Genomic DNA, 25,332 nt, shown 5'->3' on the forward strand with positions numbered 1-25,332 from the left:
CCCCCGTCACTTGAGCCTGCTGGAGGCGAGGATGGACACCAGGTGGAGCAGCGTCTGGAGGAGCGCGATCCCGGCCATCACCGCGACGCCGAGCCGCGAGAAGAACAGGTCGCCCCGGGCCGCGTCCACGACCGCCAGGACCAGGATCACCAGCGACGCCTCGATGCCGAGGATCAGCCGGTGGAACTTGAGCGCGGCGGCGGCCCTGCGGGCCAGCGCCATGCCGGACGAGCGCGGCTCGGACGCCGCCTCCTTGACCGGTGGCAGTCCGCCCTGGTGGCGGGCGACGCCGACCAGGTCGGTCTCGGCCTTGATGAGGATCGCGCCGAGGGCGGCCAGGGTGCCCAGGAAGGCCCACAGCCAGTCGATCCGCCCGGAGCCCCACAGGTCGGCGGCGCGCAGCCCGAAGCCGACCAGTACGGCGGCGTCGGTGAGGTAGGCGCCGACCCGGTCCAGGTACACCCCGCCGAGCGAGAACTGCTTCTTCCAGCGGGCCACCTCGCCGTCGACACAGTCGAGCAGCAGGTAGAGCTGGACCATCAGCACCCCGAGCACGGCCCCCCAGATCCCCGGCACCAGCAGGGCCGGGGCCGCGAGGACGCCGAAGAGGGTCATGACGTAGGTCAGCTGGTTCGGCGTGATCCTGGTGTTCACCAGGTACCGGTCGCAGCGCAGCGAGATCTCCCGCATGTACAGGCGACCGGCCCAGTGCTCACCGCTGCGCCGGTCCTTGACACCCGCGGGGTGCACGACCGGGCGGAGTTCAGCTACGGACGGCTTGTGCATAGTCGGCGTATGCGTCCCTGATCTGGTCGGTGGACAGGTCGAGGTGTTCGAGGATCGTGTAGCGGCCGGGGCGGGTCCGCGGCGCGTAGGCGACGGCCTTGACGAACTCTTCGTCGCTGAAGCCGATCTCGCCGGGCGTCACCGGGAGGCCGTGCCGCCGCAGCACCTCGATCATCAGCCCGCAGGTCTCCTTGTCCCCGCGCAGGTGAGTGGCGAAGGCGGCGCCGAGGCCGCACTGCTCGCCGTGGCTCGCCGCCCGCTTGGGGTAGAGGATGTCGAAGGCGTGGTTGATCTCGTGGCAGGCGCCGGAGGCCGGGCGGCTGTCGCCGGCCACGGACATCGAGATGCCGGTGAGGACCAGGCCCTCGGCCAGCACCTGGAGGAAGCCGTCGTCGCCGACGCCGCCGGGGTGGCGCAGTACGGCCTCGCCGGCCTGACGCGCCATGGCGGCGGCCAGTCCGTCGATGTCCTCGCCGGTCTCGCGGTGCGACAGCTCCCAGTCCGCGACGGCGGAGATGTTGGAGATGGCGTCGCCGATCCCGGACCGGACGAAGCGGACCGGGGCCTCCCGGATGACGTCGAGGTCGATCACCACGGCGATCGGGTTGGGCACGCCGTACGAGCCGCGGCCCGCGTCGTTGTCGAGGGTGGCCACCGGCGAGCACAGGCCGTCGTGCGACAGGTTCGTCGCGACGGCGACCAGCGGCAGGCCGATGCGGGCCGCCGCGTACTTCGCACAGTCGATGATCTTGCCGCCGCCGAGGCCCACGACCGCGTCGTAGTGGCCCTTCTTCATGGCGTCGCCGAGCTTGATCGCGTCGTCCAGCGTGCCGCCGCCGACCTCGTACCAGTCGGCGCCGGGCAGCGCGGGGGCCAGCCGCTCCCGCAGCCGGGCCCCGGAGCCGCCGCTGATCGCGACGGCCAGCTTCCCGGACGCGGAGATGCGCTGATCGGCCAGCAGGCCCGCCAGGTCGTCCAGTGCGCCGGCGCTGATGTCGACGACGACCGGGGACGGAATGAGGCGGGTCAGTACCGGCATGCGATCTCACGGCCCTTCGCGAGGTCGTCGTGGTTGTCGATCTCGACCCACGCCACCTCGCCGATCGGGGCCACGTCGATCCGGAAGCCGCGGTTGACCAGCTCCTGGTAGCCGTCCTCGTAGTACAGGTCGGGGTCGCGCTCGAAGGTGGTCTTCAGCGCGTCCGCCAGTTCCTCGGCGGCCGAGCCCTCGATGAGGGTGACACCGATGTACTCACCGGTGGCCTCGGCGGGGTCCATCAGCTTGGTGATCTTCCGGGCGCCCTTGTCGGGGTCGACGACGACCTTCATCTCCTCGTCGGCGAGCTGCTTGACCGTGTCCAGCGCCATGATGATCTTCCGGCCCTCACCGCGGGCGGCGAGCAGCGTCCGCTCGACCGAGACCGGGTGCACGGTGTCACCGTTGGCGAGGATCACGTCGTGCTTGATCGCGTCCCGGCCGCACCACAGGGAGTAGGCGTTGTTCCACTCCTCGGCCTTGTCGTTGTCGATGAGCGTGAGCTTGAGGCCGTACTTGGCCTCCAGCGCCGCCTTGCGCTCGTACACGGCCTCCTTGCGGTAGCCGACGATGATCGCGACCTCGGTCAGGCCGATCTCGGCGAAGTTGCCGAGCGTCAGGTCCAGGATGGTGGTCTCACCATCGACCGGCACCAGTGCCTTGGGCAGGGTGTCGGTGTAGGGACGCAGACGCCGTCCGGCGCCGGCGGCCAGCACGAGGCCGATCATGCGGGTTCTCCTTCATCGTGTACGGCGGGTGCTCCGGAGGACACCCAGAAGCGGATGCTCTCCACGAGCACCAGCAGCGCCAGGACCAGTGCCAGGACCGTCAGCGCGATTGTGAAACCTGAGCCGTGCAGCAGTGCCGCGAGGAGGACGACGAGCAGCGTGCGCCCCTCGTGCCCGCCGGCTCCCCGCACCAGCCATCGCGGCGGAGCCCCCGTGCCGACGCGGATGCGGTAGACGGTGTCGTAGTGATGGTAGGCGACCGCCGCCACCAGGCCGAACGCCGCGGGCAGCGCCTGGTCGGCGTCGGAGCGGGCCGCCACGACCAGGATGGCGACGTATTCGCCCACGCGGAACAGCGGCGGCACGAGCCAGTCGAGCGGGCCCTTGAGCGGACGGGCGACGGCGGCACCGGCGAAGGCCGCGTACACGGCCGCGCCGAGGACCGGCCACCAGCCGCCGGCGTCGCTCCACGTCAGCAGCGCCATGAGAAAGGCCACGCCCGCGAACGCCATGACGGGAGCGGTCACCGTGCCGCCCGCCGCCGGGCCCTTGGCGACCAGTTCCGCCAACGGGCCGGAGTCGGCGAGGTCGGCGAGGGCCCCGGCGGCCCGGTCGGTCCGCCGCGCGCGCCGCGTCAGCGAGCGCAGCACCCGGCCCGCCGTGGTGTAGCAGGCGGCCAGGGCGCAGCCGATGAGCAGCGCGTAGAAGACGATGCGCGGGGTGGTGCAGGCGGTCAGCAGGGCGATCATGGCCCAGCGCTCGCCGATGGGCAGCACGATCATCCGGCGCACCCAGACCGTCCAGCCGACGCTGTCGAGCCGGTCGGACAGGGCCGCGGTGGGACTGGTGTTGCCGGTGGCGTCGTGGTTCGCCTCGTTGAAGGAGAAGTCGACGACATGCCGGCAGGTCTGGAGAACCATGGCTCCCAGAGCCAGCGCCCACACGTCGTCGCCGCCGCGCGCCGCGCCGAGCGCGAGGCCCGCGTAGTACGCGTACTCCTTCGCGCGGTCGAAGGTCGCGTCGAGCCAGGCGCCCATCGTCGAGTACTGCAACGAGTAGCGGGCGAGCTGCCCGTCGGCGCAGTCCAGGACGAAGGAGAAGATCAGGAGCAGGCCGGCGGCGATGAATCCGCCGCGACTGCCGGTGGCCGCGCAGCCCGCCGCGATCACCGCGGTGAGCAGCGACGCCGTGGTGACCTGGTTGGGGGTCAGGCCGCGGCGCGCGCACCAGCGGGCGATGTAGCGGGAGTACGGGCTGATGCAGAAGGTGGTGAAGAACCCGTCGCGGGCCTTGACCGCCGTACGCAGCCGTACGGCCTCGTCGTCGACGGCGGCGACGGCCTCCTCGGCCGTGGCGCGCTCTGCGGGCGTCAGCGGGACGGTGGCGACCAGGCTGCCCAGTTCGACACGCTGCAACGCGGTGTCCCCGGCCTCCATGGTCTCGGCGAGCGCGTCCGGCAGGACGTCCACGCGGTAGCGGGTGCCGGGGCCGGCGGGGACCGCGGCCGCGGCGTGCTGGAGCGCGGCGCGCGCCTCGGGCTGCGCGGTGACGGCGCCCGGCACCGCGGCGGCCGGGAAACGCGGGTCGGTCAGCGCCAGCCGGAGGCTGTGCAGGTGACCCACGAACCGGGGGTCGACCACGGCGACGCGTTCATCGGCCGGAACCGCGGCGAGCGCGTCGGCCACGGCCGCGGCACCGTCCGCCGTACGGACGTCGAAACCCAGCGAGCGCAGGGCGGCTTCGAGCGGCGACCCGGCGACCGGCGGACCGGTGAGGATGGCGGTCGACAGACGAACTCACTCCTTGGAAGCTGGCGAGGCCGCGCCGGTCGGTCCGCATTCGATACGGACTACCCGGGCAGCGGGCGTGGCACACCTGGGCCCCCAGGGGGCGGGTGGGCACGTCGGCAGAGGCTATCGGATCGCCGGATGCGGCCGTTCACCGCGCATTCACCGCACGATCGAGTGACCGCAGGCTGCGCCTGCCGCGATCATCATGGTGGATCAACGCACCCGGGAACAACTGACGCCCGGATGCCGTGCCGGATATGGCACGGCTGGTCCCGTGTGGGTGGATTGCATGGGGCACCCCTCGTCCTGTCAGGGTGCTTCTTTCGTCCTGGCAGGGTGGCCCCCGTCGCGGCACGGCGCCCCCTCGCCCTGACGCGGCGCCCCTTGCTCTGACGCGGTGCCCCCTCGTTCCGGCGCGGCGCCCCCGCTCTGACGCGGCGCCCCGTTGCCCCGGCGCGGCGCCCCTTGCCTTGGCGCGGTGCCCTTGCCCTGACGCGGCACCCCCTCGCCCTGACGCCGCGCCCCTCGTCCCGGCGCGGTGCCCCTCGTCCTTACTGGCCGAATCGAACGCCACATTCCCCCACCGGGGGCCTACCCAGCGGGAGCGGACGGGAAGCGTCGGGCGGCAGGGGGCAGGGGGCAGGCCGGGGACGGTGACCGCCAGGCGAGGGCGGGCCGCCCCTGGACGGGGCGCAGGCCGCCGCACGGCGGGGGCAGACCACCCCGAGGCGGGGCGCAGGCCACCGCACGGCGGGGGCAGGCCGCGCCGCCAGACGAGGCGCAGGCCACGACCAGACGGGACCGGCCGCCACCAGGCGAGGCGCAGGCCACCCCCAGGCAAGGCACAGGCCCGCCACCAGACGGGGCGCAGGCCGCCACCAGACGGGACCGGCCGCCACCAGACAAGGAACGGGCCGCCGCCAGACGGGACAGCCCGCGACCACACGGGGCAAGCCGCTGCCGGACAAGGCCGGCCGCCCCAAGCGAACGCGGCGCACGGCCACCGGGCGGGGTGGCCAGCCGACTGGGCAAGATCGGCGGCGGGGAGGGCATCCGCGCAGGTCAGAGTAGTGACAACGGTGTTCAGCGTCGCGTTGCCACATACCCCCCACCCGTAGTTCACTGCTAGAGCCGACGGCTTCGGCCGGGCGGCGTGGAGGCGGCATCTCGGACGGAGGCGTACGGCATGGGCGCAGGACACGACCACGGATTCGGCGGGCCGGCGGCGGGCGGCGCGGGGACCGGCACGGCGGCCGCGGCGTACCGCGGCCGATTGCGCGGGGCGCTGGCGCTGACCTCGACCGTCATGGTCGCCGAGATCATCGGCAGCGTGGTCACCGGCTCGCTGGCGCTGCTCGCCGACGCGGGCCACATGGCCACGGACGTGGTGGGCCTGACGATGGCGCTGATCGCGATCCGCTTCGCGAACCGGCCGCCTTCCCCGCAGCGCACCTTCGGCCTGGCCCGCGCCGAGATCCTCGCGGCGGTGGCGAACGCCCTGCTGCTGTTCGGCGTCGGCGGGTATGTGCTGGTCACGGCGGTGCCGCGGTTCTTCGAGCCGGTCGGGATCGAGGGTGGTACGACCATGGTCTTCGGCGCCGTCGGTCTGGTGGCGAACCTGGTGTCGCTGTCCCTGCTGATGCGCAGGCAGCGCGACAGCCTCAATGTGCGCGGCGCGTTCCTGGAGGTGGCGGCGGACGCGCTGGGGTCGGTGGCGGTGGTCGTGGCGGCCCTGCTGGTCACCCTCACGGGCTGGGCGGCGGCCGACCCGATCGCGTCCATCGTGATCGGGCTGATGATCGTGCCGCGTACCTGGAAGCTCTTCCGCGAGTCCCTGGACGTGCTGCTGGAGTCCGCACCCAAGGGAGTGGACATGACAGAGGTACGGGCGCATCTGCTCGCGCTGCCGGGCGTCGAGGACGTCCACGATCTGCACGCCTGGACGATCACGTCGGGGATGCCGGTGCTCTCGGCCCACGTGGTCGTCGCCCCGGACGCGCTGGACACCGCCGGTCAGGAGAAGATGCTGCACGCGCTGCGCGGCTGCCTGGGCGGGCACTTCGACGTCGGGCACTGCACCTTCCAGCTGGAGCCGGGCGGCCTGGCGGCGCACGAGGCGCAACTGTGCCCATGATGCGGGCGCGGCTAGGGCAGACTTGAGCGGCGAGGAGACCGACGACAAGGATGGGCATGCCGATCACACCTGCCAACGGACAGACCGCCGGAACCACGGCGGTGAACCCGCCGGACGGCACCGCCGAACCGATCTTGCTGGAGCTGGTCGACGAGAACGGCGCGACGATCGGCACCGAGGAGAAGCTCGCCGCCCATCAGCCGCCCGGCCTGCTGCACCGGGCGTTCTCGGTCTTCCTCTTCGACGACCGGGGGCGGCTGCTGCTCCAGCGCCGTGCCCTGGGCAAGTACCACTCCCCCGGTGTCTGGTCCAACACCTGCTGCGGCCATCCGTACCCCGGTGAGACGCCGTTCGCCGCGGCGGCCCGGCGCACCGCCGAGGAGCTGGGGGTCGCCCCGGCGCTGCTCGGCGAGGCCGGCACGGTCCGCTACAACCACCCGGACCCGGAGTCCGGGCTGGTCGAGCAGGAGTACAACCACCTGTTCGTGGGACTGGTGCAGGCCGCGCCGGAGCCGGACCCCGAGGAGGTCGGCGAGATCGCGTTCGTGACGCCTCAGGAACTGGCCGAGCGGCACCAGCAGGCGCCGTTCTCGGCGTGGTTCATGACCGTGCTGGACGCGGCCAGGCCCGCCGTGCGGGAGCTCACCGGACCGGCGGCGGGCTGGTAGACCCGCCCGTCGGCGGGGCGAGCGGCAGTTCGGCCCAGACCGCCTTGCCGCCGCTCGCCGTGTGCTCGACGTCGCACTTGCCGCCCGCCTCGGCGGTGAGCATCTTGACCAGCCACAGGCCGCGCCCGCCGATGTCGCCCTCGTCCGCCTCGACGGCCTTGGGGCGGTACGGGTGGTCGTCCTCCACGGCGGCCCTGACCCAGTTGGCGCCGACCGTGACCTCGACGGTGATCTCGGGGGAGAGCAGCGCGGCGTGCTGCACGGCGTTGGTGACCAGTTCGGAGACGATCAGCAGCAGGGCGTCCAGGACCTCCCCGGCCGCGGGCACGCGCTGCCGGGCGAGCAGGTCCCGGACCGCGTGGCGTGCCTGGGGCACCGACGACTCCAGTGCCGGTGCGGTGAAGCGCCAGACTCCTTCGTACGCGCGCGCGGCAGTCAGCTCCTCGGGGGGTTCGGCCGGGGGGCCGGAAGGCGTCCTCACCCTCCGAGTGTTGGTTGTGAGCTGGCCCGGACCGGCTCGCTGAACACAAGTCAGCGTCTATCGACGTCTTCTGACCGAATTCGCCATCGGCGCTCAGGCCAGCGACTGATCCTGACCTTTTTGTTTCCTGTTCAAGAATTGCCGGATGAGGCCGGTGGGCGCCCGGTGGCGTCCGGTGCACCCGTACGCGGGCCGCGGCCGTCCGCCACCATACCGACGATCCGCCGCCCGCCGACGCCCATCGCGATCAGCCCCAGCCCGTCGAAGAGCAGCGCGAGGGAGAAGAAGCAGCCGATCACGTACCGGCTGCTGTGCGGCCAGTCACCGAGCACCAGCACGCCCAGCAGGATGCCGAAGGCCCCCTGCACCAGCGTCCAGCCGAACTGCGGCCCCCGTACGACCGCGCCGCCGGCGAGCCGGAAGACACCTCCGGTCAGGAAGAGCAGCGCCGCGAACATCGTCAGGCCCGCCGCCGCCACCTCCGGCTGCCGGATGACCACCACCCCCGCGGCGATGTTCAGCGCCGCCACGATCACCGCGAGCCAGAAGAAGCTGGTGCCGCGCGACTGGATCGCGTGCAGCAGCCCGACCACGCCGCCGATCAGCAGCAGCCATCCGAAGAGCAGCATCGAGGTGAGGGTCGCGAAACCGACGTACACGAGACCCACCAGACCGGCGACCACCAGGATCGCCCCGAGCACCGCCAGCAGGCCGAAGCTGCGTTTCAGCTCGCCCGCCGCCTGCGTCCCCGGCGGCGCCGTGGCCGCCGAGGCCTTCGAGGATCTGTCCCTGCCGAGCATCACGGTCCTCCTCACGGACGCCTTTGTCCCGGTATACCTCTTTTGGGCCCGGACGGCAGCGCACGCACGACAGCAGGCCCGGTGCTTACGGAAAGCACCGGGCCTGCTGCGGAAGTAGCGGGGACAGGATTTGAACCTGCGACCTCTGGGTTATGAGCCCAGCGAGCTACCGAGCTGCTCCACCCCGCGTCGGTTGACACCACCCTACGGGGCGCCGGGGCCGTACGCCAAATCGCCGGGCGGTACGGCCGCGCCCGGCGCGACCGGGCGGCTCAGCGGACCCGCTCGGTGATCCGCCCGCCCTCGACCTCGATGCGCCGGCCGGTGTCCACCGCCTCCAGCATCCGGCGGTCGTGGGTGACCAGCAGCAGCGTGCCCCGGTAGGAGGCGAGCGCGGACTCCAGTTGTTCGATGGCCGGCAGGTCGAGGTGGTTGGTCGGCTCGTCCAGGACCAGCAGGTTGACGCCGCGGCCCTGGAGGAGCGCGAGGGCGGCGCGGGTCCGCTCGCCCGGGGAGAGCGTCGAGGCGGGCCGCAGTACGTGGGCCGCCTTGAGCCCGAACTTGGCGAGCAGGGTCCGTACGTCGGCCGGGGACATCTCCGGTACGGCCGTACGGAACGCCTCCGCCAGCGGCTCGTCGCCGAGGAAGGCGCCGCGGGCCTGGTCGACCTCGCCGACGACGACGCCGGGGCCGAGGGCGGCGTGTCCGGCGTCCAGCGGCAGCCGGCCGAGCAGGGCGGCGAGCAGGGTGGACTTGCCGGAGCCGTTGGGGCCGGTGACGGCGACCCGGTCGGCCCAGTCGATCTGGAGGTCCACCGGGCCGAAACGGAAGTCCCCGCGCCGCACCTCGGCGCCGCGCAGGGTGGCCACGACCGCGCCCGCGCGGGGCGCGGCGGCGATCTCCATGCGCAGTTCCCACTCCTTGCGCGGCTCCTCGACCGCCTCCAGGCGTTCGATCATGCGCTGGGTCTGCTTGGCCTTGGCGGCCTGCTTCTCGGTGGACTCGGCGCGGAACTTGCGGCCGATCTTGTCGTTGTCGGTGGCCTTGCGCCGGGCGTTCTTGACGCCCTTCTCCATCCAGCTGCGCTGGGTGTGGGCGCGCGCTTCGAGGGACGCCCTGGTGTCCGCGTACTCCTCGTACTCCTCGCGGGCGTGGCGGCGGGCCCGCTCGCGCTCCTCCAGGTACGCGGCGTAGCCACCGCCGTAGGTGTTGACCTGCTGCTGTGCGAGGTCCAGTTCGACGACGCGGCTGACCGTGCGGGTCAGGAACTCGCGGTCGTGACTGACCAGGACCGTGCCGGCGCGCAGGCCGGTGACGAATTCCTCCAGCCGGGCCAGGCCGTCCAGGTCGAGGTCGTTGGTGGGCTCGTCCAGCAGGAAGACGTCGTAGCGGGAGAGCAGCAGCGAGGCGAGGGAGGCGCGGGCGGCCTGGCCGCCGGACAGGGACGTCATCGGCTGGTCGAGGCCGACGGCCAGGCCGAGCTGTCCGGCCGTCTCCGCGGCGCGTTCGTCGAGGTCGGCGGCGCCGAGCGAGAGCCAGCGCTCCAGGGCGGTGGCGTACGCGTCGTCGGCGCCCGGCCGTTCCTCGACCAGGGCCTCGGTGGCGGCGTCCAGGGCGGTCTGGGCGGCCGTGACGCCGGTGCGGCGGCCGAGGAAGGCGCGGACGGACTCCCCCGGGCGGCGGTCCGGCTCCTGCGGGAGGTGGCCGACCGTGGCGGTGGGCGGGCTGAGTGTCAGCCGGCCTTCCTCCGGGGTGTCCAGCCCGGCCAGCAGGCGCAGCAGGGTGGACTTGCCGGCGCCGTTGGCGCCGACCAGGCCGATCACGTCCCCGGGCGCGACCACCAGGTCGAGGCCGGAGAACAGGACGCGCTCGCCGTGGCCGGCGGCGAGGGACTTGGCTACGAGGGTGGCGGCGGTGGCAGACATCAGACCGCTGATCGTATCGGGCCCGTCACCAGGCCGTCGCTCTAATATCCGGGGCATGGAACCGGGCATCGTCACACGCGTCAGCGACGGCACAGCGACCGTCACTCTCAGCCACCCCGCCAAGCGCAACGCCATGACGACGGAGATGTGGCGGGAACTGCCGCCGCTGCTGGACCGGCTGGCGGCGGACCGTGCCGTACGGGCGCTGGTGCTGACCGGGGCGGGCGGCACGTTCTGCGCCGGTGCGGACATCGGGTCGCTGCGCGGGTCGGCGGGGGCGGGGACGGGGAAGGGGCTGGCGACGGCCGCGGAGGAGGCGCTGGCGGCGTTCCCGAAGCCGACGCTGGCGGCGATACGCGGGTACTGCGTGGGCGGCGGCTGCCAGCTGGCGGCCGCGTGCGACCTGCGGTTCGCGGAGGAGGGCGCCCGGTTCGGGGTGACGCCCGCGAAGCTGGGGATCGTCTACCCGGCCTCCGCGACCCGGCGGCTGGTGCGCCTGGTGGGCCCTTCGGCCGCCAAGTACCTGCTGTTCTCGGGCGAGTTGATCGACTGTGCGCGGGCGCTGCGGACCGGGCTGCTGGACGAGGTGCTGCCCGAAGGGGAGCTGGACAAGCGGGTGGCCGACTTCACCGCCGTACTGGCGAGCCGGTCGCAGCTGACGCAGGCCGCGGCGAAGGAGTTCGCGGACGGCCGCGCCGACGCGGAGCGGGTGGCCCACTGGGAGGAACAGGCAGGTGAAAGCGGCGACACCGCGGAGGGTGTCGCCGCTTTCCTCGAACGCCGGACGCCGCGTTTCACCTGGACGGCGCGGTGATACGGGCCACGGGGAGACGGGTCATCCCACCTCGCCGTCCGTCGTGAGCGCCAGACGTACGTTCGTGTCGGCCGTGCCGTTGTCGGTGACGCAGGCGGCGCGGTCGCCCGCGCCCGGCCAGCCGGCCCAGGTGTCGCGCGGTTCCGCGCCGTACGCGGTGAACGGGCCGGGCGAGCCGGTACCCGGTACGGTCGCGCCCTGGTACCGGAGCTCGAACTTCGCGCCCTGACCGGCGGCCGACAGGGCCGGCCCGGCGGCCGCGGCCCCGGCGAACGCCGCTCCCACGACAGCGGTGATCCTGCGGTTCATCCGCCTTCGCCCCCCTGAGCCGCCGACTGGACCGACACCAGGAAGCTACGGGCGGGAACCGATCGGTTGGCAGCCCGGCGACTGTCCGTTTCCTGTCCGATGCGGGTCCGTTCCGGTCACCTCGGCGACATACTTGACGGGTGACCGACCGGTTGGGCGACCGGCTCGCGACGGCGCGCGAAGAGGGCTTCGTCGGCCGCCGTGACGAGACCACGGCCTTTCGCGAGCTGCTGGCCGCCGGACGCGGCGCGGTGGTGTACGTGCACGGCCCCGGCGGCATCGGGAAGACCACGCTGCTGCACCACTTCGCGCAGCTCGCCGGGCGCGCCGGGCGGACCGTCGTCCACCTGGAGGCGTCCGGGGTCCGCTCCTACGAGGAGGAGCTGGCAGAACGCATTCCGGACCGGCCGGACCTGGTGCTGCTGATCGACGGCCTGGACGACGCGCGGACCGCGCGCGAGACCGTGCACCGCGCGTTGCTGCCCCGGCTGCCCGCCGACGTGCTGGTCGCGCTGGCCTGCCGGACGGCGCCGTCGATGTCGTGGCGCCTGGACCCGGCCTGGCAGGGGCTGCTGCGTCTGCTGCCGCTCGGTCCGCTGGACGAGGCGGACAGCCGGGAGCTGCTCACCCGGCGCGGTGTGCCGCCCGCCGTGCAGGAGCAGGGGCTGGCCTTCACCCGCGGGCACCCTCTGGCGCTCGCGCTGGTGGCGGACGTCGCCGCGCTCGGCGGCGAGGGGGCCGGGCCCGGGCCGTCGCCGCAGGTGGTCCGGGCGCTGCTGGCCAGCCTGCTGGAAGCGGTGCCCACGCCGCTGCACCGTACGGCGCTGGAGGCGTCCTCGCAGGTGCTCTCGACGACCGAGCCGTTGCTGGCCGCGCTGCTGGACGTGCCGGACGCCCGGCCGTACTTCGACTGGCTGTGCGGGCTGTCCGCCGTGGAGAGCGGGGCACGCGGGGTGCATCCGCACGATCTCGTACGGGACGCGCTGGACGCGGAGCTGCGCTGGCGCGACCCGGAGCGCAGGGCGGCGCTGCACCGCCGGGCCAGCGCGTACTACCAGCGGCTGTTCACGCGGGAGGACGAGCGGGGGCGGCAGCGGGCGGTGCTCGCGGACTTCGCGTACCTGCACCGGGACAGTCCGGTCGTCGGTCCGCTGCTGGAGCCGGTGGCGCGCGGGGCGGCGGGCGCGGCCCGGCTGGACCGGCTGACCGTCTCGCCGGGGCCGGTCACCGGGGGTGAGCTGGTGGAGGCGTGCACGGTCGCCGCGATCCACGAGGGGATCGAGGCGGCGCGGCTGGTGCACGCGTGGTCGCGGCGTCCGCAGGCCGAGACGTACACCGTGCGCGGTCCGGACGGGGTGGCGGCGGGTTTCTACACGCTGATCGAGCTGGGCGCGGCGCCCCCTCCGGGCGGGCCGGACGATCCGGCGGTACGGGCCGCCTGCCGCTGGCTGGACGCGTACGGTGAACTGCGCGGGGACGAGACGGCGTTGCTGGTCCGGTTCTGGATGAGCCGCGACGAGTACCAGGCCGTCTCCCCCGTGCAGACACTGATCACCCTGCGCCTGACGCACCACTACCTCACCGGCCGCCGGCCCGCCGTGACGCTGCTGCCGTTCGCCGACCCGGAGTTCTGGGAGCCGGGCTGTGCGTACGTGGACTTCGCCCGGCTGCCCGCGGCGGACTTCACGTCCGGCGGGCGCCGGTTCGGGATGTTCGTGCACGACTGGCGGCGGGTGCCGGGGCTGGCGTGGCTGGCGATGCTGACCGAGCGGGAGCGGGCCGAGGACCCCCTCGCCGTGGCCCCGCCCGTACCGTCCGGCCCCTTGCGGGTGCTGGACCGGGAGGCGTTCGCGGCGGCCGTACGGGAGGCGCTGCGCGCGTTCGTACGGCCGGACGGGCTGCGGGACTCACCGCTGCTGGAGACGCGGCTGGTGGCCGGGCGGTGCGCGGCGGACGGGACGGGCGCGCGGGAGCGGGTGGCGGCCCTGCGGGAAGCGATCCGTGCGGCGGCGGCAGCGCTGGAGGAGTCGCCGCCGGACCGCCGGGCGTTCCGGGCGCTGCACCACACGTATCTGCGCCCGGCCGGTACCCAGGCGCGCGCCGCGGAGCTGCTGCGGTTGCCGATGACGACGTACCGGCGTCATCTGACGGCCGGGATCGGCCGGCTGACGGAACTGCTGTGGCAGGAGGAGCTGGAGGGTGGTGGGCCGGACGCTTCTTGAGGCGGACGGTCCTTGAAGCGTACGGCCGCGGAGGCGTAGGGCCGTTGAGGCGTAGGGCCGTTGAGGCGCACGGCCTCTGAGGCGAACGGCCCGGTCGTCCGCCGGGTGCGTCAGCCCCCCCCAGGACGACCGGGCCCGTCAGTCCTCCAGGACGAACCGGCTCCGGGCCCGCATCGCCGCCGTGACTCCGGCCGGGGCCTTCTCCGGCGAGCCCGCGTCGTACGGCGGCTGCGGGTCGTACTCGATGCCGAGCTGAATGGCCTGCGCGCGGGTGTCGCCGGCGATCCGGCCCGCCAGGGCGAGGCCCATGTCGATGCCGGAGGAAACACCTGCGGCGGTCACGTACTTACCGTCGAAGACGACGCGTTCGCCGGTCGGTTCGGCCCCGTGGCGCGGCAGTCGGTCCAGCGCGAGCCAGTGGGAGGTGGCGCGGCGGCCCTTGAGGAGCCCGGTGGCGGCGAGGATCAGCGATCCGGTGCAGACGGAGGTGGTCCAGGTGGTGCGGGTGTCCACGGCGCGGATCCAGTCGTGCAGCGGGCCGTCGTCCATCAGCGCGGTCTGGCCGGGGCCGCCGGGCACGACGAGCACGTCCGGGGCGGTGACGTCGGACAGGACCGCGTCGGCGGTCAGGGCGAGGGTGCCGGTGTCGTTGCGGTGCTCTCCGGTGCGCTCGGCGACGAGGACGGTCTCGGCACCCGGGATGCGGCTGAGCGTGTCGTACGGGCCGACGGCGTCCAGGGCGGTGAAGCGGTCGTAGAGGAGGATGGCGATCTGCATGGGGGCCTTTCGATCCTTTGGTGCCTTCGGCGCCCTTCGGGCCTTGTGACGCCTTTGGGACCTTCGGTGCCTTCGGTGCCTTCGGTGCCTTCGGTGCCGGGGAGCCTCGGCGGCCAGCAGCCGGGCCGGTCAGCCGAACGGTGGCGGGGAAGCGGGCCGGAAGCGGCGGCGGTATTCGGCGGGCGCGGCGCCCAGCGTGCGGGTGAACGCACGGCGCATCGCCTCCGGAGTGCCGTAGCCGCAGCGGCGGGAGATGCCCTCGACGCCGTCGGCGGTGTCCTCCAGGAGGCGCCGGGCGGCTTCGAGCCGTACCCGGTCGACGTAGCGGCCCGGCGTCATGCCGACCTCGGCGCGGAAGGCGCGGGCGAAGTGCCGGGGCGACAGGCCCGCGCGGTCGGCGAGCGTCTCGACGGACAGGTCGGCCGCCGGGTTCTCGGTGATCCACTGCTGTACGTCGCGCAGGGGGCGCCGGTCCGCCGTCTGGGCGGCGAGCTGGACGCTGAACTGCGTCTGGTTGCCGGGTCTGCGCAGGAAGACCACCAGGTGGCGGGCGACGTCCAGGGCGAGGTCGCGCCCGAGGTCCTCCTCCACCAGGGCCAGCGCGAGGTCGATGCCGGCGGTGACGCCCGCCGAGGTCGCCACGTCGCCGTCCCGTACGTAGATCGGCTCCGGGTCGACCCGTACGGCCGGATAGCCCGCGGCGAGCGCGTCGCAGCGGGTCCAGTGGGTGGTCGCCCGGCGCCCGTCCAGCAGCCCGGCCGCGGCGAGCAGGAACGCTCCGGTGCACACCGCCACCTTGCGCCGCGCCTCCGGGGCGTTCGCGCGCAGCCAGTCGACGAGCCGGGGGTCGGGCGCCCGGGTGCCCCGGCCGCCGGGCACCAGGAGGGTGTGCGGCGGTGCGGCGTCGGACAGCCGCAGGTCGGGGGTGACGGTCAGTCCGCTGGACGTACGGACCGGGGCGCCGTCGAGCGAGGCGGTACGGACCGGGTACGCGCCGGGCACGCGCAGGGCGGCTCCCGTGAAGACTTCCAGGGGGCCGGTGACATCGAGGCTCTGTACGCCCTCGAAGAGGACGACCAGCACATCGCGCTGTTCCATGGGCCCCATCCTGGGCGGACGCGGTGATGGCGGCAATGACGAACAACCCACCTTTACGGCCATCACGTACAGCCCGCCCCGCCGCCCTCGGCGGCCACCGGACGCGGACGCGGACCGGCGTGCCGCGGGCCTGCCCTCCCCTCCATACCAACGGGTCGGTAACCTGCGGGCATGACCTCCACGACCTCGCTCCCGGAGCGCGCCGGCCGGCGCTGCCACCACGTCGTCAACCCGCTGCACTCGACCGTCTACTTCTCGCCGGACCTGCCGGCCGAACTCGCGGCCGTCGGCGTCGAGGACCGCGCCGCCGCCTACTTCGCGAGCCGGGCCGCGGCCATGGGCGCGGTGGGCCCCGGCACCGTCACCGCGACCTTCTACAACTTCGCGTACGACCTGGTCGCCCGGCACATACCGCAGGTCTGGTCCGTCGTGCCGCCCGCCGAGGTGCTGGCCGCGCGGCTGCGGGCGGTCGACAGCACGCTGCGGCGGCTGCTCGGCGACGCCGTGGTGGAGTCGCCGGAGATGGCCGAGGCGGCCCGGCTGGCGCTGCGCGCCACCGAGGGCTGCACCCGGCACGCCCGTCCGCTGTACGCCGCGCACGCCGACCTCCCGGTCCCCGAGGCCCCGCACCTCGCCTACTGGCACGCGGCGACGCTGCTGCGCGAGCACCGTGGTGACGGCCACCTGGTGGCGCTGCTGGACGCCGAGCTGAACGGCCTGGAGGCCCTGGTCACCCACACCGCCACCGACCGCGGCGCGGACCGCTCGTGGCTCCTGGCGACCCGCGGCTGGTCGCTGGAGCAGTGGGAGGCGGCCGAGGAGGGGCTGCGCGAACGCGGCATCCTGGACGCGGCGGGCGCGCTGACCGAGGCGGGCACCAAGCTGCGCGCGGACCTGGAGGACACCACGGACCGGCTGGACCTGGCACCGTACGAGCACCTGGGCGCGGCGGACGTGGCCCGGCTCACCGAGCTGGCCACCGGCTTCACGCAGACCGCGGTGGCGGCGGGCGCGTTCCCCAAGGAACTCCTCGGCAAGCGCTGAGCCGCCCGGACCGACGCACGGGAACCGTACGGCAGTTGCTCCGCTCCGCCGTGGGCCCGTGCGGCGTCCCGCGCACGGAATTCCAGGTGCGCGGGACGGGGGCCCGCTGCCAGGCTGCGTCGATGGACCGCCGACGGATCTCCCGTATCGCCCACACCGGCCACCCGATCGCGGCGCCGCTCGGCGACGACTCGGTACGGCAGTTGCTGGAACACGCCCTGCCGCACGGCGACGAGCGGGTGCTCGACCTCGGGTGCGGGGGCGGGGAATGGCTGTTGCGCGCGCTGGCCCGGCATCGGGGGCTGCGGGCCGAGGGCGTGGACGTCTTCGCGGAGTCCCTGGCGCACGCCCGTACGGCCGCCGTCGGGCAGGGCGTCGCGGACCGGCTCGTCCTGCACCACGAGGACGTCACGGGCTTCCGCTCCCCGCACCCGTTCGGCCTGGTGGTCAGCGTCGGGGCCGCGCACGCCTTCGGCGGCCTGCTGCCCACGCTGGTCGCGGCGCGCCGGCACCTGGCCCCCGGCGGCCGGGTCCTGGTCGGTGACGGCTTCTGGGAGCGTACGCCGTCCCCGGAGGCCGTCGGGATGCTCGGCGACTTCGCCGACCTGCCGACCACCCTGGAACGCGTCACCGCCGCCGGGTGGACCCCCGTCCACGGACACGTCAGCAGCCGCCGGGAGCTGGACGCCTACGAATGGTCGTGGGCCGGGTCGCTGGCCTCGTGGGCGCTGGACCGGCCCGAGGGCCCCGACCGGAGCGAGGCACTGGCGGCGGCCGATGCCCACCGTACGGAGTGGCTGCGGGTCTACCGGGACTGCTGGGGCTTCGTCAGTCTGGTGCTGCGCCGTACCGACGGCTGAGGGCCGCCTTCCGGACGCGCTGACACGCCCGGGCACCGAGCCCTTCCCGGCCGGCCGCCGGCTCCCGGAGCGCGGTACGTCCCGCCCCGCCCGCCCCGTGCGTATCCCCACGTCCCGTACGGACCGCTCCCCCGCGCGTGCGGCTTCTCACACCTCGCCGCGGCGGCCCGGGTCGCGCGACAGTGAAGCCCGCCAACCTGCACAATGCAGGCTCAAGCAAACGCTGGAAGGCGGGGCAGGAACAACGTGACGGCATCCACCGAGGCCAACGGGGCGTCCGGGACCATCGGATCCATCGAAGCGAGGATCGCCGACGAGCTCGGCGTCAAGGAGCGGCAGGTGAAGGCCGCGGTCGAACTGCTCGACGGCGGCTCGACCGTGCCCTTCATCGCCCGGTACCGCAAGGAAGCGACCGAAATGCTCGACGACGCGCAGTTGCGCGCGTTGGAGGAACGGCTGCGCTACCTGCGGGAGCTGGAGGAGCGGCGTACCGCGATCCTGGAGTCCGTCCGGTCGCAGGGCAAGCTGGACGCCGCGCTGGAGGCGAGCATCCGCGGCGCGGAGTCCAAGGCCCGCCTGGAGGACATCTACCTGCCGTACAAGCCCAAGCGGCGCACCAAGGCGCAGATCGCGCGCGAGGCGGGCCTCGAACCGCTGGCGGACGGCCTGCTGGCCGACCCGTCGGTGGAGCCCGCGGCGGCCGCGGCGGCGTTCGTGGACGCGGACAAGGGCGTCGCCGACCCGGCCGCCGCCCTGGAGGGCGCGCGGGCCATCCTCACCGAGCGGTTCAGTGAGGACGCCGACCTCATCGGCGAGCTGCGCGAACGCATGTGGTCGCGCGGTCAGGTGGCCGCGAAGGTGCGTGAGGGCAAAGAGGAGGCGGGCGCCAAGTTCGCCGACTACTTCGACTTCGCGGAGCCCTTCACCGCGCTGCCGTCGCACCGGATCCTGGCGATGCTGCGCGGCGAGAAGGAGGAGATCCTCGATCTCGCGCTGGAGCCGGAGACCGAGCCGGTCGAGGGCACCACGGCGTACGAGCAGTCCATCGCCCACAAGTTCGGCATCACCGACCGCGGCCGCCCGGCCGACAAGTGGCTCAAGGACACCGTGCGCTGGGCCTGGCGCACCCGCGTCCTCGTGCACCTCGGCATCGACCTGCGGCTGCGGCTGCGGCAGACCGCCGAGGACGAGGCGGTACGGGTCTTCGCGTCCAACCTGCGCGACCTGCTGCTGGCGGCGCCGGCCGGCACCCGCGCCACGATGGGCCTGGACCCCGGCTTCCGTACGGGCGTGAAGGTCGCCGTGGTGGACGCGACGGGCAAGGTGGCGGCGACGGAGACGATCTACCCGCACGTGCCGCAGCAGAAGTGGGACCAGTCGCTGGCCACGCTGGCGCGGCTGGCCCGGGAGCACGACGTCGAGCTGATCGCCATCGGCAACGGCACCGCCTCCCGTGAGACGGACAAGCTGGCCGCCGACCTGATCGCGGCGCAGCCCGAGCTGAAGCTGACGAAGGTGATGGTCTCCGAGGCGGGCGCGTCGGTGTACTCGGCCTCGGCGTTCGCCTCGCAGGAGCTGCCGGAGCTGGACGTGTCGCTGCGCGGCGCGGTCTCGATCGCGCGCCGCCTCCAGGACCCGCTGGCCGAACTGGTCAAGATCGATCCAAAGTCGATCGGTGTCGGTCAGTACCAGCACGATCTGTCCGAGGTGAAGCTGTCGCGGTCGCTGGACGCGGTGGTCGAGGACTGTGTGAACGGTGTCGGTGTCGACGTCAACACCGCCTCGGCCCCGCTGCTGTCGCGGGTGTCCGGCATCAGCTCCGGACTGGCCGAGAACATCGTCGCGCACCGCGACGCCAACGGCCCCTTCAAGGCCCGCAAGGCCCTCAAGGACGTGGCGCGGCTCGGCCCGAAGGCGTACGAGCAGTGCGCGGGCTTCCTGCGCATCCGCGACGGCGAGGACCCGCTCGACGCGTCCAGCGTGCACCCGGAGGCGTACCCGGTGGTGCGCCGGATGGTGAAGTCGGCGGGCGGCGAGGTGTCCTCGCTGATCGGCAACACGGCGGTGCTGCGCGCGCTGAAGCCGGCCGACTTCGTCGACGACTCCTTCGGACTGCCGACCGTCACCGACATCCTCCAGGAGCTGGAGAAGCCGGGCCGCGACCCGCGCCCGGTCTTCAAGACGGCCACCTTCAAGGAGGGCGTGGAGAAGATCGGCGACCTGCGGCCCGGGATGCTCCTGGAGGGTGTGGTCACCAACGTGGCCGCCTTCGGTGCCTTCGTCGACGTCGGTGTCCACCAGGACGGCCTGGTGCACGTCTCCGCGATGTCCAAGACCTTCGTCAAGGACCCGCGCGACGTGGTCAAGCCGGGCGACATCGTGCGCGTGAAGGTGCTGGACGTCGACATCCCGCGCAAGCGGATCTCGCTGACGCTGCGCCTCGACGACGAACCCGGCAAGGGCGGCGGCGCGGCCGACGGCGGGCAGCGCCAGGGCGCTCCGCGCGAGGCCCGGCGCGGCGACCGGGACGGCCGCGGCGACCGGGACGGCCAGCAGCGGCGCGGCGGCACCCCGCGACAGCGCCAGGGCGGCAACGAGCGCCGTGGCGGTTCCCGCGACGCCGCCCCGGCGAACGGCGCCATGGCCGACGCCCTGCGCCGTGCGGGCCTCCTGGGCAAGGAGCGCGGCGGGCGCTGAGCAGGCTGAGCAAGGTGCGGCCGGTACCGGTTCGGGCCGGTACCGGCCGCACGGACGTTCAGGTCACTCGGGCGTGTCCGTACGCGGTACCGGGCCGGGGCCCTTGCGGTGCTTCCCGGCCTCCGGCTTCCCCACGTGGCTGACCCAGCGGCCGTCCTCCTGCGACACGTAACTCTCTCCGACGCCGGCGGCCTCCCCGGCACTGCGGTCCGGGGAGGCGGGGGCGTTCTCCTGCGCCGCGCGCTGTGCCCTGCGCTCCCGTTCGGGGCGGTTCTTCGACATGTCACCCATGCTGGCTCCCGGCTCACGCTGGAATCGACGGTTCGGTGGCGCCGCGACGGTGCCGCCCGGCTCCTCCAGTAGCGCACCGGCCCGGCGGCGTCGGCATGCCCGGCGTGCCAAGCGGGTGGCGGCAGCCGTAGCGGCGCCCGTCGGCGGCACGCTTAGGGCGCTTCTGACGGATCTCCGCGGCATCGCGACGCCCGGCACGCACGGAGAACCATCAGAAACGCCCTACCCGCTGTGGGCGGGTTCAGACCGGACGCGCGCGGCCGGCGGGCCGCTTCAGGCCGCGCCCGCGAAGCCGCGCATCCGTTCCAGCTCGGCGGCCACGTCCGTGAGCGTCGCGCAGCCCGGTACGGGCGGGATCTGGGCCGCGAGCGCGGGCGGCCCGGGGCGGCCCGGGTCCTCCAGCGCGTCCGCCATCGCGGTGAGCGCCTCGGAGAGCCGGCGGGCCTCCTGCCGGGTCGGGCGGCGGGCGCCGTGGTCGAGCCGTACGGCGCAGGCGGTCGCCGCGTCGACGATGCGTTCGGCGGCGGTGACGACCGTGAGCCAGTCGGGGTTGCGGCCGCGCGCCGCGACGAGTTCGGCGGCCGCGGTCTCGGCCGCCGCGCGGGCCTCGCCGAGCGCCCGGTAGGCCTCCCGGCGCAGTACCAGCCGCTCGCCCCGGTCGTGCCCCGGTTCGGTCCTGAGCACCTCGCCCAGGTACGTGCCGGTGGCGCGCAGCGCGGCGGTGACCCGGTGCCCGACGCGGCGGCGCGGGTCGGCGAGCCGTGGCAGGTGGCCGACGACGAGCACGATGCCGCAGGCGGCCGAGGTGTCCACGATCCGCTCCAGCGCGGCCTGCGGGTCACCGCTGACGTGCACGAACGACAGCACCATCAGGGTGATCGCGACGGTCTGGAGCGCGAAGTGGCGGGTGGCGAACGGCAGCAGCGCGCCGCCCGCTCCGGCGATGAGCGCGGGCCACCACCAACCGTCCAGCAGCGCCCCGGCCGCCGCGAAGACCAGCACACCGGCGACGGTCCCGGCGAAGCGGTTGACCGTACGGGAGAAGAGCGGACCCAGGTCGGGCTTGACGAGGAAGGTGACGGTGGCGGGCAGCCAGTACCAGTGATCGGCGCGCAGCGCGAGGGCCGCCGCCGCACTCACGGCGATGCACAGGCCGACCCGCAGGCCGTAGTCGCGACCGGCCGGGCCGAGGAGGCTCCGGCCGCGCCGGGTGCGGGAGGCGACCGCCGCGATCGTCCGGTCGCGCGGGGAGGGGCGGCGGCCGGGCGCGGAGCGTTCCGCGGCGGGCGTCCCGCGCTCCCCGTCCTGCGGCTGCGTCCCGGTCTGCCCGTCCGTCGCCGCCTCCGTTGCCGTCTCCGTCGTCGCCCCCGTTCCCGTACGCGCGGGTACGGCTCCCGAGATCGCCGCGGGCCCGCCGTCGGCCCCGGCGGTGTCCAGCGGTTCCGTACGGGCGAAGACCACCGCGGCGTCCAGGAGGGCGCGGTCGAAGGCGCCGCGCGCCGGGGAACTGGTCTCCGGCGCGGAGAGCCGGCCCGGCGGGCGGCCGGTGCGCAGCGCTTCGGCGAAGCGGCGCGGGCCCTCGGCCACCCGGTCCGGCAGCGGCTGGGCCTCCCACAGCAGCGCGACGCTGGCCTCGCACAGCGCGGTGCCGGCCGCCAGCCGCTCGGCGAGCAGCCGTTCGTCCGCGCGGGGGCGGCGGCGCAGCAGGCGGCGCAGCCGCAGGGCTTCGTCGGCGCGGTCGAGGGCGGCGGTGAGGCGGCGGCGGGCCGCTTCGGCGCCCGGCCCGCCGACGGCTTCCAGCGCGTCCGCGAGCGCGTCGAAGACGGTGGCGACGGCTGCCCGCTCACCGCTGAGCGGCCCGCCGACCGGGCGGGGCGGGTGGAACACCAGGCGCAGCAGGAGCAGCCACAGGCAGCCGGCGAGGAGGTAGAGGGCCTTGAGCCACGGGGCGCCGGACAGCGGCATGCCCGCGCCGAGGACGGTGCTGGCCAGCATCTGCATGCCCGCGTTGGAGCGCACCGGCCCGGCGACGCTGCCCGCGCCCGAGACGAAGCCCACGGCGAACAGGGCGGGGACCACCCACCAGCCCGCGCCGACGGTCTGCAGGGTGGCGCCCATCAGCATGCCGAAGGACGACGCGAGGGCGGGCAGGCCGATGTGCACGACGCCGCGGCGGCGGGTGCCGGGTCGGTCGTTGACGCCCGCGAGCATGGAGCCGAGGCCGGCCAGCACGCCGGCGGCCGGGTGGCCGGTGGCCACGCCCGCGGCGAGCAGCGGGCCCGCGCACAGGGCTCCGCGGACCACGGCGGCCCAGGGCACGGGCAGCCGCTGCCAGCGCAGGGGGTGGGCGAGCCAGGTGGGCACGGCGCGCGGAGCGCGGGGCATGGGCCTCCTTGAACGGCGGATGACGGCAGCGGCGGACATATGGGTACGTACCCGCACAGAGCTGGACGTACTGCGCTGCTGGCTGAGGGGGAGGGCACACGGAGTACCCGGGACGGGTGCGGGGCGGGGTGTCCGAGGGGCGTCATCGGCCGACGGTGCTGACATCCAGCTTAAGGTCCTGTCCGTACGCGTCGGAACGTGCGGGTTACCGGAATGTCAAGAACACATTCAGCCGTACCGAACACGTCCCCGGCCGCCGCCCGCTACTCCCCCGCCACCGGCGCGACCAGCACACTTCCGCTCGTCCGGGCGACGACGTACGCCGTTCCCCGCGTCGCCCGCGCGTCCACCGCCAGCCGGTGCGTGCCCGCCTCGACCTGCCCGGCGAACAGCTCCGCCGTCCGCGTGCGCGACAGGCGGTCCACGCGGTACGCGGTGATGCCGATCCGGCACGGCACCGCGGTCTCGACCGTGACCTCGCCGCGGACCGCGGCCAGCCGCAGCAGGCGCCGCTGGTCCTGCGGGCACCGGTCCAGTGCCTCCTCGACACGGGCGACGAGCAGCGGGACGACCGGCAACGGCAGGTCCACGAAGACCGCCGAGGAGCCCGCCGCCGCGAACGCGGCGCGCACGGCGGCCCGCTCCGCCTCCCCCGTCGCACTGCCGAAGGCCACCGCTCCGTACGAACGTAACTCGTCCGGCGAGGCACCGGCCGCGTCCCGGGTGATCTCCGCGCCGATGCCGATGCCGCGCAGGGCGGCGGCCAGCCGGGCCGGCAGCGCGACCCGCCGGCCGACCAGCAGGACCCGCCGGGAGGCCGCCGCGCCCCGCTCCGGCCCCGCCTCGGACAGCAGGTTCTCCAGCGCGGCCCGGTACTGCGCGCCGTGGAAGCGGAACGGGCCGATGCCCGGGTAGCCGTCGCGCCGCAGGTCCGCGGACTGTCCCGTCTGCCAGGCGAAGTCGCGCCAGACGACGTCCCGGCCGTCCCGCTCGATGACGGCGGTGACCGCGCCGCACTCCAGGCCCTCGCACTCCGGACAGCCGTACAGGACGTAGCGCCCGTCGGCGAGCGGGGCGTCCTCCTCCAGGAGCAGCCGCCGCACGTGCGCGGTGAACAGGGACGGGCCGAGGTCGGCGGCGAGCGGGGAGACCGCGTCGAGGTCGGCCAGGCGCAGCAGGAGCGGTCTGCCGTCGACGATGAAGTCCCAGAAGTCGCGGTGGGCCTCGTACGCGCCGTTGGACAGTACCGCTCCGGCGCGCGTCGCGGGCGCCAGTCCGAAAGTCGCGTGATGCGCAGACATGTCCTGAGTATCCCCACGCGACCGCCGATATGAGCCCGGCGCCGGGCAATTCGCGGGAGGGGGATGTTCCGGACACCGCGCCGCGGTTCCGCGCCCCGCGGGGCGGCCGGGCGGCGGTCCGGTGCCGTGCGCGGCCGCCCCGTCGCACCCGTCGCCCGCGGCGGGCGCACCGGATAGCGTCCAGGCATGACGACGAGCGATGTGATCGTGATCGGCGGCGGGGTGATCGGCCTGACGGCCGCCGTCAGGCTGGCGGAGCGCGGGCGCGAGGTGCGGGTCGTCAGCCGCGACCCGGCCCGGGACACCACTTCCGCGGTCGCGGGCGGCCTGTGCTGGCCCTACCGGGTGCGGCCGGAGGAACGGGCGGTGGCCTGGTCGCTGCGCTCCTTCCACCTGCTCACCGAGCTGGCCGCGCGCCCGGCGGAGACCGGTGTACGGCTGGTGACCGGCACGATGGCCGACGCCGGGGACCCGGAGCCGGACGGCTGGCACGCGGCGGTGCCGGGGCTGCGGCGGGCCACGCCGGACGAACTGCCGCCGGGCTGCGGCGCGGGCTGGCGCGCCACCACGCCGCTGGTGGACATGCCGTCCCACCTGCGGTACCTGGAGCGGCGGTTGGCGCAGGCGGGCGGCACGGTGCAGCGGCGGCCGTTCACCTCGCTCGCGGAGGCGGGGCGGGAGGCCGGCACGGTGGTCAACTGCTCCGGGCTGGGCGCCCGCGAGCTGGTACCGGACGTGGCGGTGCGGCCCGTGCAGGGGCAGTTGGTGGTAGTGGAGAACCCCGGTGTCGAGGAGTGGTTCGGAGCGGCCGACGCGCACGCCGAGAGCACCACGTACATCCTGCCGCAGCCGTACGGGGTGGTCCTGGGCGGTACGGCGCGCGAGGGCGCGTGGTCGCGGGAGCCGGACCCGGCGACCGCCCGCGCGATCGTGGAGCGCTGCGCGCGCGTGCACCCGAAGCTGGCGCACGCCCGTGTCCTGGCGCACCGGGTCGGTCTGCGCCCGGGGCGTACCGCCGTACGGCTGGAGGCGGAGCGGCTGCCGGGCGGCGCGCTGTGTGTGCACAACTACGGGCACGGCGGGGCGGGTGTGACGGTGGCGTGGGGGTGCGCGGACGAGGTGGTTCGGCTGGCGGGTGACGGGACGGTGTGAGGGGAGGGCCGGACTTCCGCCGGCCCTCCCCCGT

The 25,332-nt window shown here is 74.3% G+C and carries 21 protein-coding genes and 1 tRNA gene; 8 read left to right on the plus strand and 14 right to left on the minus strand.

Annotated elements, in window-relative coordinates; genetic code table 11:
* Nucleotides 1–6: 6 nt before the first annotated feature.
* The 4 genes from ACZ4QV_RS16195 to ACZ4QV_RS16210 are packed head-to-tail and all read right to left on the minus strand — an operon-like array spanning nt 7 to nt 4,340.
* Nucleotides 7–786, minus strand: coding sequence for a CDP-alcohol phosphatidyltransferase family protein (locus ACZ4QV_RS16195; RefSeq protein ID WP_361148183.1), 780 nt, complete (start codon nt 784–786; stop codon nt 7–9).
* Nucleotides 764–1,825: an iron-containing alcohol dehydrogenase family protein gene (locus tag ACZ4QV_RS16200; protein ID WP_361148185.1), complete on the minus strand. Its 1,062-nt coding sequence runs from the start codon at nt 1,823–1,825 to the stop codon at nt 764–766. Before ACZ4QV_RS16200 ends, ACZ4QV_RS16195 begins: the two co-directional genes overlap by 23 nt.
* Nucleotides 1,813–2,550 (minus strand): phosphocholine cytidylyltransferase family protein, encoded by a 738-nt coding sequence (locus ACZ4QV_RS16205; protein ID WP_361148187.1) that lies wholly within the window; start codon nt 2,548–2,550, stop codon nt 1,813–1,815. The genes ACZ4QV_RS16200 and ACZ4QV_RS16205 overlap by 13 nt, the downstream gene beginning before the upstream one ends.
* The gene (locus ACZ4QV_RS16210; RefSeq protein ID WP_467763104.1) at nt 2,547–4,340 is read right to left on the minus strand and encodes a DUF5941 domain-containing protein; all 1,794 of its coding nucleotides are present in this window, start codon (nt 4,338–4,340) and stop codon (nt 2,547–2,549) included. The genes ACZ4QV_RS16205 and ACZ4QV_RS16210 overlap by 4 nt, the downstream gene beginning before the upstream one ends.
* A gap of 1,186 nt (nt 4,341–5,526) precedes the next feature.
* On the opposite strand from ACZ4QV_RS16210, the gene ACZ4QV_RS16215 reads away from it, so the two are divergent.
* Both ACZ4QV_RS16215 and idi read left to right on the plus strand, forming a co-directional pair.
* Complete coding sequence (locus ACZ4QV_RS16215; protein ID WP_361616582.1) at nt 5,527–6,474, plus strand: cation diffusion facilitator family transporter; 948 nt, start codon at nt 5,527–5,529, stop codon at nt 6,472–6,474.
* 56 nt (nt 6,475–6,530) lie between these two features.
* A complete protein-coding gene (idi, locus tag ACZ4QV_RS16220; protein ID WP_361581367.1) occupies nt 6,531–7,142 on the plus strand; it encodes an isopentenyl-diphosphate Delta-isomerase in 612 nt (203 codons plus the stop codon).
* Here idi and ACZ4QV_RS16225 read toward each other — a convergent pair.
* The 4 genes from ACZ4QV_RS16225 to ACZ4QV_RS16240 all read right to left on the minus strand — a co-directional run bounded on the left by ACZ4QV_RS16225 (nt 7,117) and on the right by ACZ4QV_RS16240 (nt 10,348).
* A complete protein-coding gene (locus ACZ4QV_RS16225; RefSeq protein WP_361148193.1) occupies nt 7,117–7,623 on the minus strand; it encodes an ATP-binding protein in 507 nt (168 codons plus the stop codon). The genes idi and ACZ4QV_RS16225 overlap by 26 nt on opposite strands.
* A 131-nt stretch (nt 7,624–7,754) precedes the next feature.
* Nucleotides 7,755–8,423: an HdeD family acid-resistance protein gene (locus tag ACZ4QV_RS16230; RefSeq protein WP_361148195.1), complete on the minus strand. Its 669-nt coding sequence runs from the start codon at nt 8,421–8,423 to the stop codon at nt 7,755–7,757.
* Between the two features lie 115 nt (nt 8,424–8,538).
* Nucleotides 8,539–8,612: transfer RNA gene (locus ACZ4QV_RS16235), tRNA-Met, on the minus strand.
* Between the two features lie 83 nt (nt 8,613–8,695).
* A complete protein-coding gene (locus ACZ4QV_RS16240; RefSeq protein WP_361581371.1) occupies nt 8,696–10,348 on the minus strand; it encodes an ABC-F family ATP-binding cassette domain-containing protein in 1,653 nt (550 codons plus the stop codon).
* Nucleotides 10,349–10,403: 55 nt separating this feature from the next.
* On the opposite strand from ACZ4QV_RS16240, the gene ACZ4QV_RS16245 reads away from it, so the two are divergent.
* A complete protein-coding gene (locus ACZ4QV_RS16245; RefSeq protein WP_361148199.1) occupies nt 10,404–11,162 on the plus strand; it encodes an enoyl-CoA hydratase/isomerase family protein in 759 nt (252 codons plus the stop codon).
* Nucleotides 11,163–11,183: 21 nt separating this feature from the next.
* Here ACZ4QV_RS16245 and ACZ4QV_RS16250 read toward each other — a convergent pair whose 3' ends face one another.
* Nucleotides 11,184–11,471, minus strand: a complete 288-nt coding sequence (locus tag ACZ4QV_RS16250; RefSeq protein ID WP_361148201.1) for a hypothetical protein — start codon at nt 11,469–11,471, stop codon at nt 11,184–11,186.
* A gap of 140 nt (nt 11,472–11,611) precedes the next feature.
* On the opposite strand from ACZ4QV_RS16250, the gene ACZ4QV_RS16255 reads away from it, so the two are divergent.
* Entirely contained in the window at nt 11,612–13,693 is a 2,082-nt protein-coding gene (locus ACZ4QV_RS16255) for an ATP-binding protein (protein ID WP_361581375.1), read from the plus strand.
* Between the two features lie 138 nt (nt 13,694–13,831).
* Here ACZ4QV_RS16255 and ACZ4QV_RS16260 read toward each other — a convergent pair whose 3' ends face one another.
* Together ACZ4QV_RS16260 and ACZ4QV_RS16265 are read right to left on the minus strand one after the other, a co-directional pair.
* Nucleotides 13,832–14,470: a DJ-1/PfpI family protein gene (locus ACZ4QV_RS16260; RefSeq protein WP_361581378.1), complete on the minus strand. Its 639-nt coding sequence runs from the start codon at nt 14,468–14,470 to the stop codon at nt 13,832–13,834.
* A 129-nt stretch (nt 14,471–14,599) separates the two neighbouring features.
* Nucleotides 14,600–15,568 carry a GlxA family transcriptional regulator gene (locus ACZ4QV_RS16265; RefSeq protein ID WP_361581381.1) on the minus strand — a complete coding sequence of 323 codons (969 nt, stop codon included), beginning with the start codon at nt 15,566–15,568 and terminating at the stop codon, nt 14,600–14,602.
* Between the two features lie 171 nt (nt 15,569–15,739).
* Between ACZ4QV_RS16265 and ACZ4QV_RS16270 the strand changes: the two genes are divergently transcribed.
* From ACZ4QV_RS16270 to ACZ4QV_RS16280, 3 genes are all read left to right on the plus strand, one after another.
* The gene (locus ACZ4QV_RS16270) at nt 15,740–16,612 is read left to right on the plus strand and encodes an SCO6745 family protein (RefSeq protein WP_361148208.1); all 873 of its coding nucleotides are present in this window, start codon (nt 15,740–15,742) and stop codon (nt 16,610–16,612) included.
* Nucleotides 16,613–16,734: 122 nt separating this feature from the next.
* On the plus strand, nt 16,735–17,472 hold the full coding sequence (locus tag ACZ4QV_RS16275; RefSeq protein ID WP_361581384.1) for an SAM-dependent methyltransferase: 738 nt from the start codon (nt 16,735–16,737) through the stop codon (nt 17,470–17,472).
* Nucleotides 17,473–17,718: 246 nt separating this feature from the next.
* Nucleotides 17,719–20,169, plus strand: coding sequence for a Tex family protein (locus tag ACZ4QV_RS16280; RefSeq protein ID WP_361581387.1), 2,451 nt, complete (start codon nt 17,719–17,721; stop codon nt 20,167–20,169).
* A 63-nt stretch (nt 20,170–20,232) separates the two neighbouring features.
* Here ACZ4QV_RS16280 and ACZ4QV_RS16285 read toward each other — a convergent pair whose 3' ends face one another.
* From ACZ4QV_RS16285 to ACZ4QV_RS16295, 3 genes are all read right to left on the minus strand, one after another.
* Nucleotides 20,233–20,451, minus strand: a complete 219-nt coding sequence (locus tag ACZ4QV_RS16285) for a hypothetical protein (protein ID WP_361148214.1) — start codon at nt 20,449–20,451, stop codon at nt 20,233–20,235.
* Nucleotides 20,452–20,733: 282 nt separating this feature from the next.
* Nucleotides 20,734–22,845: an FUSC family protein gene (locus tag ACZ4QV_RS16290; protein WP_361148216.1), complete on the minus strand. Its 2,112-nt coding sequence runs from the start codon at nt 22,843–22,845 to the stop codon at nt 20,734–20,736.
* A 263-nt stretch (nt 22,846–23,108) separates the two neighbouring features.
* Nucleotides 23,109–24,146 carry an oxidoreductase gene (locus ACZ4QV_RS16295; protein ID WP_361148218.1) on the minus strand — a complete coding sequence of 346 codons (1,038 nt, stop codon included), beginning with the start codon at nt 24,144–24,146 and terminating at the stop codon, nt 23,109–23,111.
* Between the two features lie 186 nt (nt 24,147–24,332).
* Between ACZ4QV_RS16295 and ACZ4QV_RS16300 the strand changes: the two genes are divergently transcribed.
* Entirely contained in the window at nt 24,333–25,298 is a 966-nt protein-coding gene (locus tag ACZ4QV_RS16300) for an FAD-dependent oxidoreductase (RefSeq protein WP_361148220.1), read from the plus strand.
* Nucleotides 25,299–25,332: the final 34 nt, after the last annotated feature.

It is taken from the genome of Streptomyces sp. NPDC026394 (assembly GCF_055567735.1).

Coding starts and splice junctions, on each gene's coding strand:
- ACZ4QV_RS16230 (WP_361148195.1), bottom strand. CDS start 8,423: ATGCTCGGCAGGGACAGATCCTCGAAGGCCTCGGCGGCCACGGCGCCG.
- ACZ4QV_RS16250 (WP_361148201.1), bottom strand. CDS start 11,471: ATGAACCGCAGGATCACCGCTGTCGTGGGAGCGGCGTTCGCCGGGGCC.
- ACZ4QV_RS16270 (WP_361148208.1), top strand. CDS start 15,740: ATGACCTCCACGACCTCGCTCCCGGAGCGCGCCGGCCGGCGCTGCCAC.
- ACZ4QV_RS16285 (WP_361148214.1), bottom strand. CDS start 20,451: ATGTCGAAGAACCGCCCCGAACGGGAGCGCAGGGCACAGCGCGCGGCG.
- ACZ4QV_RS16245 (WP_361148199.1), top strand. CDS start 10,404: ATGGAACCGGGCATCGTCACACGCGTCAGCGACGGCACAGCGACCGTC.
- ACZ4QV_RS16295 (WP_361148218.1), bottom strand. CDS start 24,146: ATGTCTGCGCATCACGCGACTTTCGGACTGGCGCCCGCGACGCGCGCC.
- idi (WP_361581367.1), top strand. CDS start 6,531: ATGCCGATCACACCTGCCAACGGACAGACCGCCGGAACCACGGCGGTG.
- ACZ4QV_RS16275 (WP_361581384.1), top strand. CDS start 16,735: ATGGACCGCCGACGGATCTCCCGTATCGCCCACACCGGCCACCCGATC.
- ACZ4QV_RS16265 (WP_361581381.1), bottom strand. CDS start 15,568: ATGGAACAGCGCGATGTGCTGGTCGTCCTCTTCGAGGGCGTACAGAGC.
- ACZ4QV_RS16300 (WP_361148220.1), top strand. CDS start 24,333: ATGACGACGAGCGATGTGATCGTGATCGGCGGCGGGGTGATCGGCCTG.
- ACZ4QV_RS16290 (WP_361148216.1), bottom strand. CDS start 22,845: ATGCCCCGCGCTCCGCGCGCCGTGCCCACCTGGCTCGCCCACCCCCTG.
- ACZ4QV_RS16215 (WP_361616582.1), top strand. CDS start 5,527: ATGGGCGCAGGACACGACCACGGATTCGGCGGGCCGGCGGCGGGCGGC.
- ACZ4QV_RS16205 (WP_361148187.1), bottom strand. CDS start 2,550: ATGATCGGCCTCGTGCTGGCCGCCGGCGCCGGACGGCGTCTGCGTCCC.
- ACZ4QV_RS16260 (WP_361581378.1), bottom strand. CDS start 14,470: ATGCAGATCGCCATCCTCCTCTACGACCGCTTCACCGCCCTGGACGCC.
- ACZ4QV_RS16200 (WP_361148185.1), bottom strand. CDS start 1,825: ATGCCGGTACTGACCCGCCTCATTCCGTCCCCGGTCGTCGTCGACATC.
- ACZ4QV_RS16195 (WP_361148183.1), bottom strand. CDS start 786: ATGCACAAGCCGTCCGTAGCTGAACTCCGCCCGGTCGTGCACCCCGCG.
- ACZ4QV_RS16240 (WP_361581371.1), bottom strand. CDS start 10,348: ATGTCTGCCACCGCCGCCACCCTCGTAGCCAAGTCCCTCGCCGCCGGC.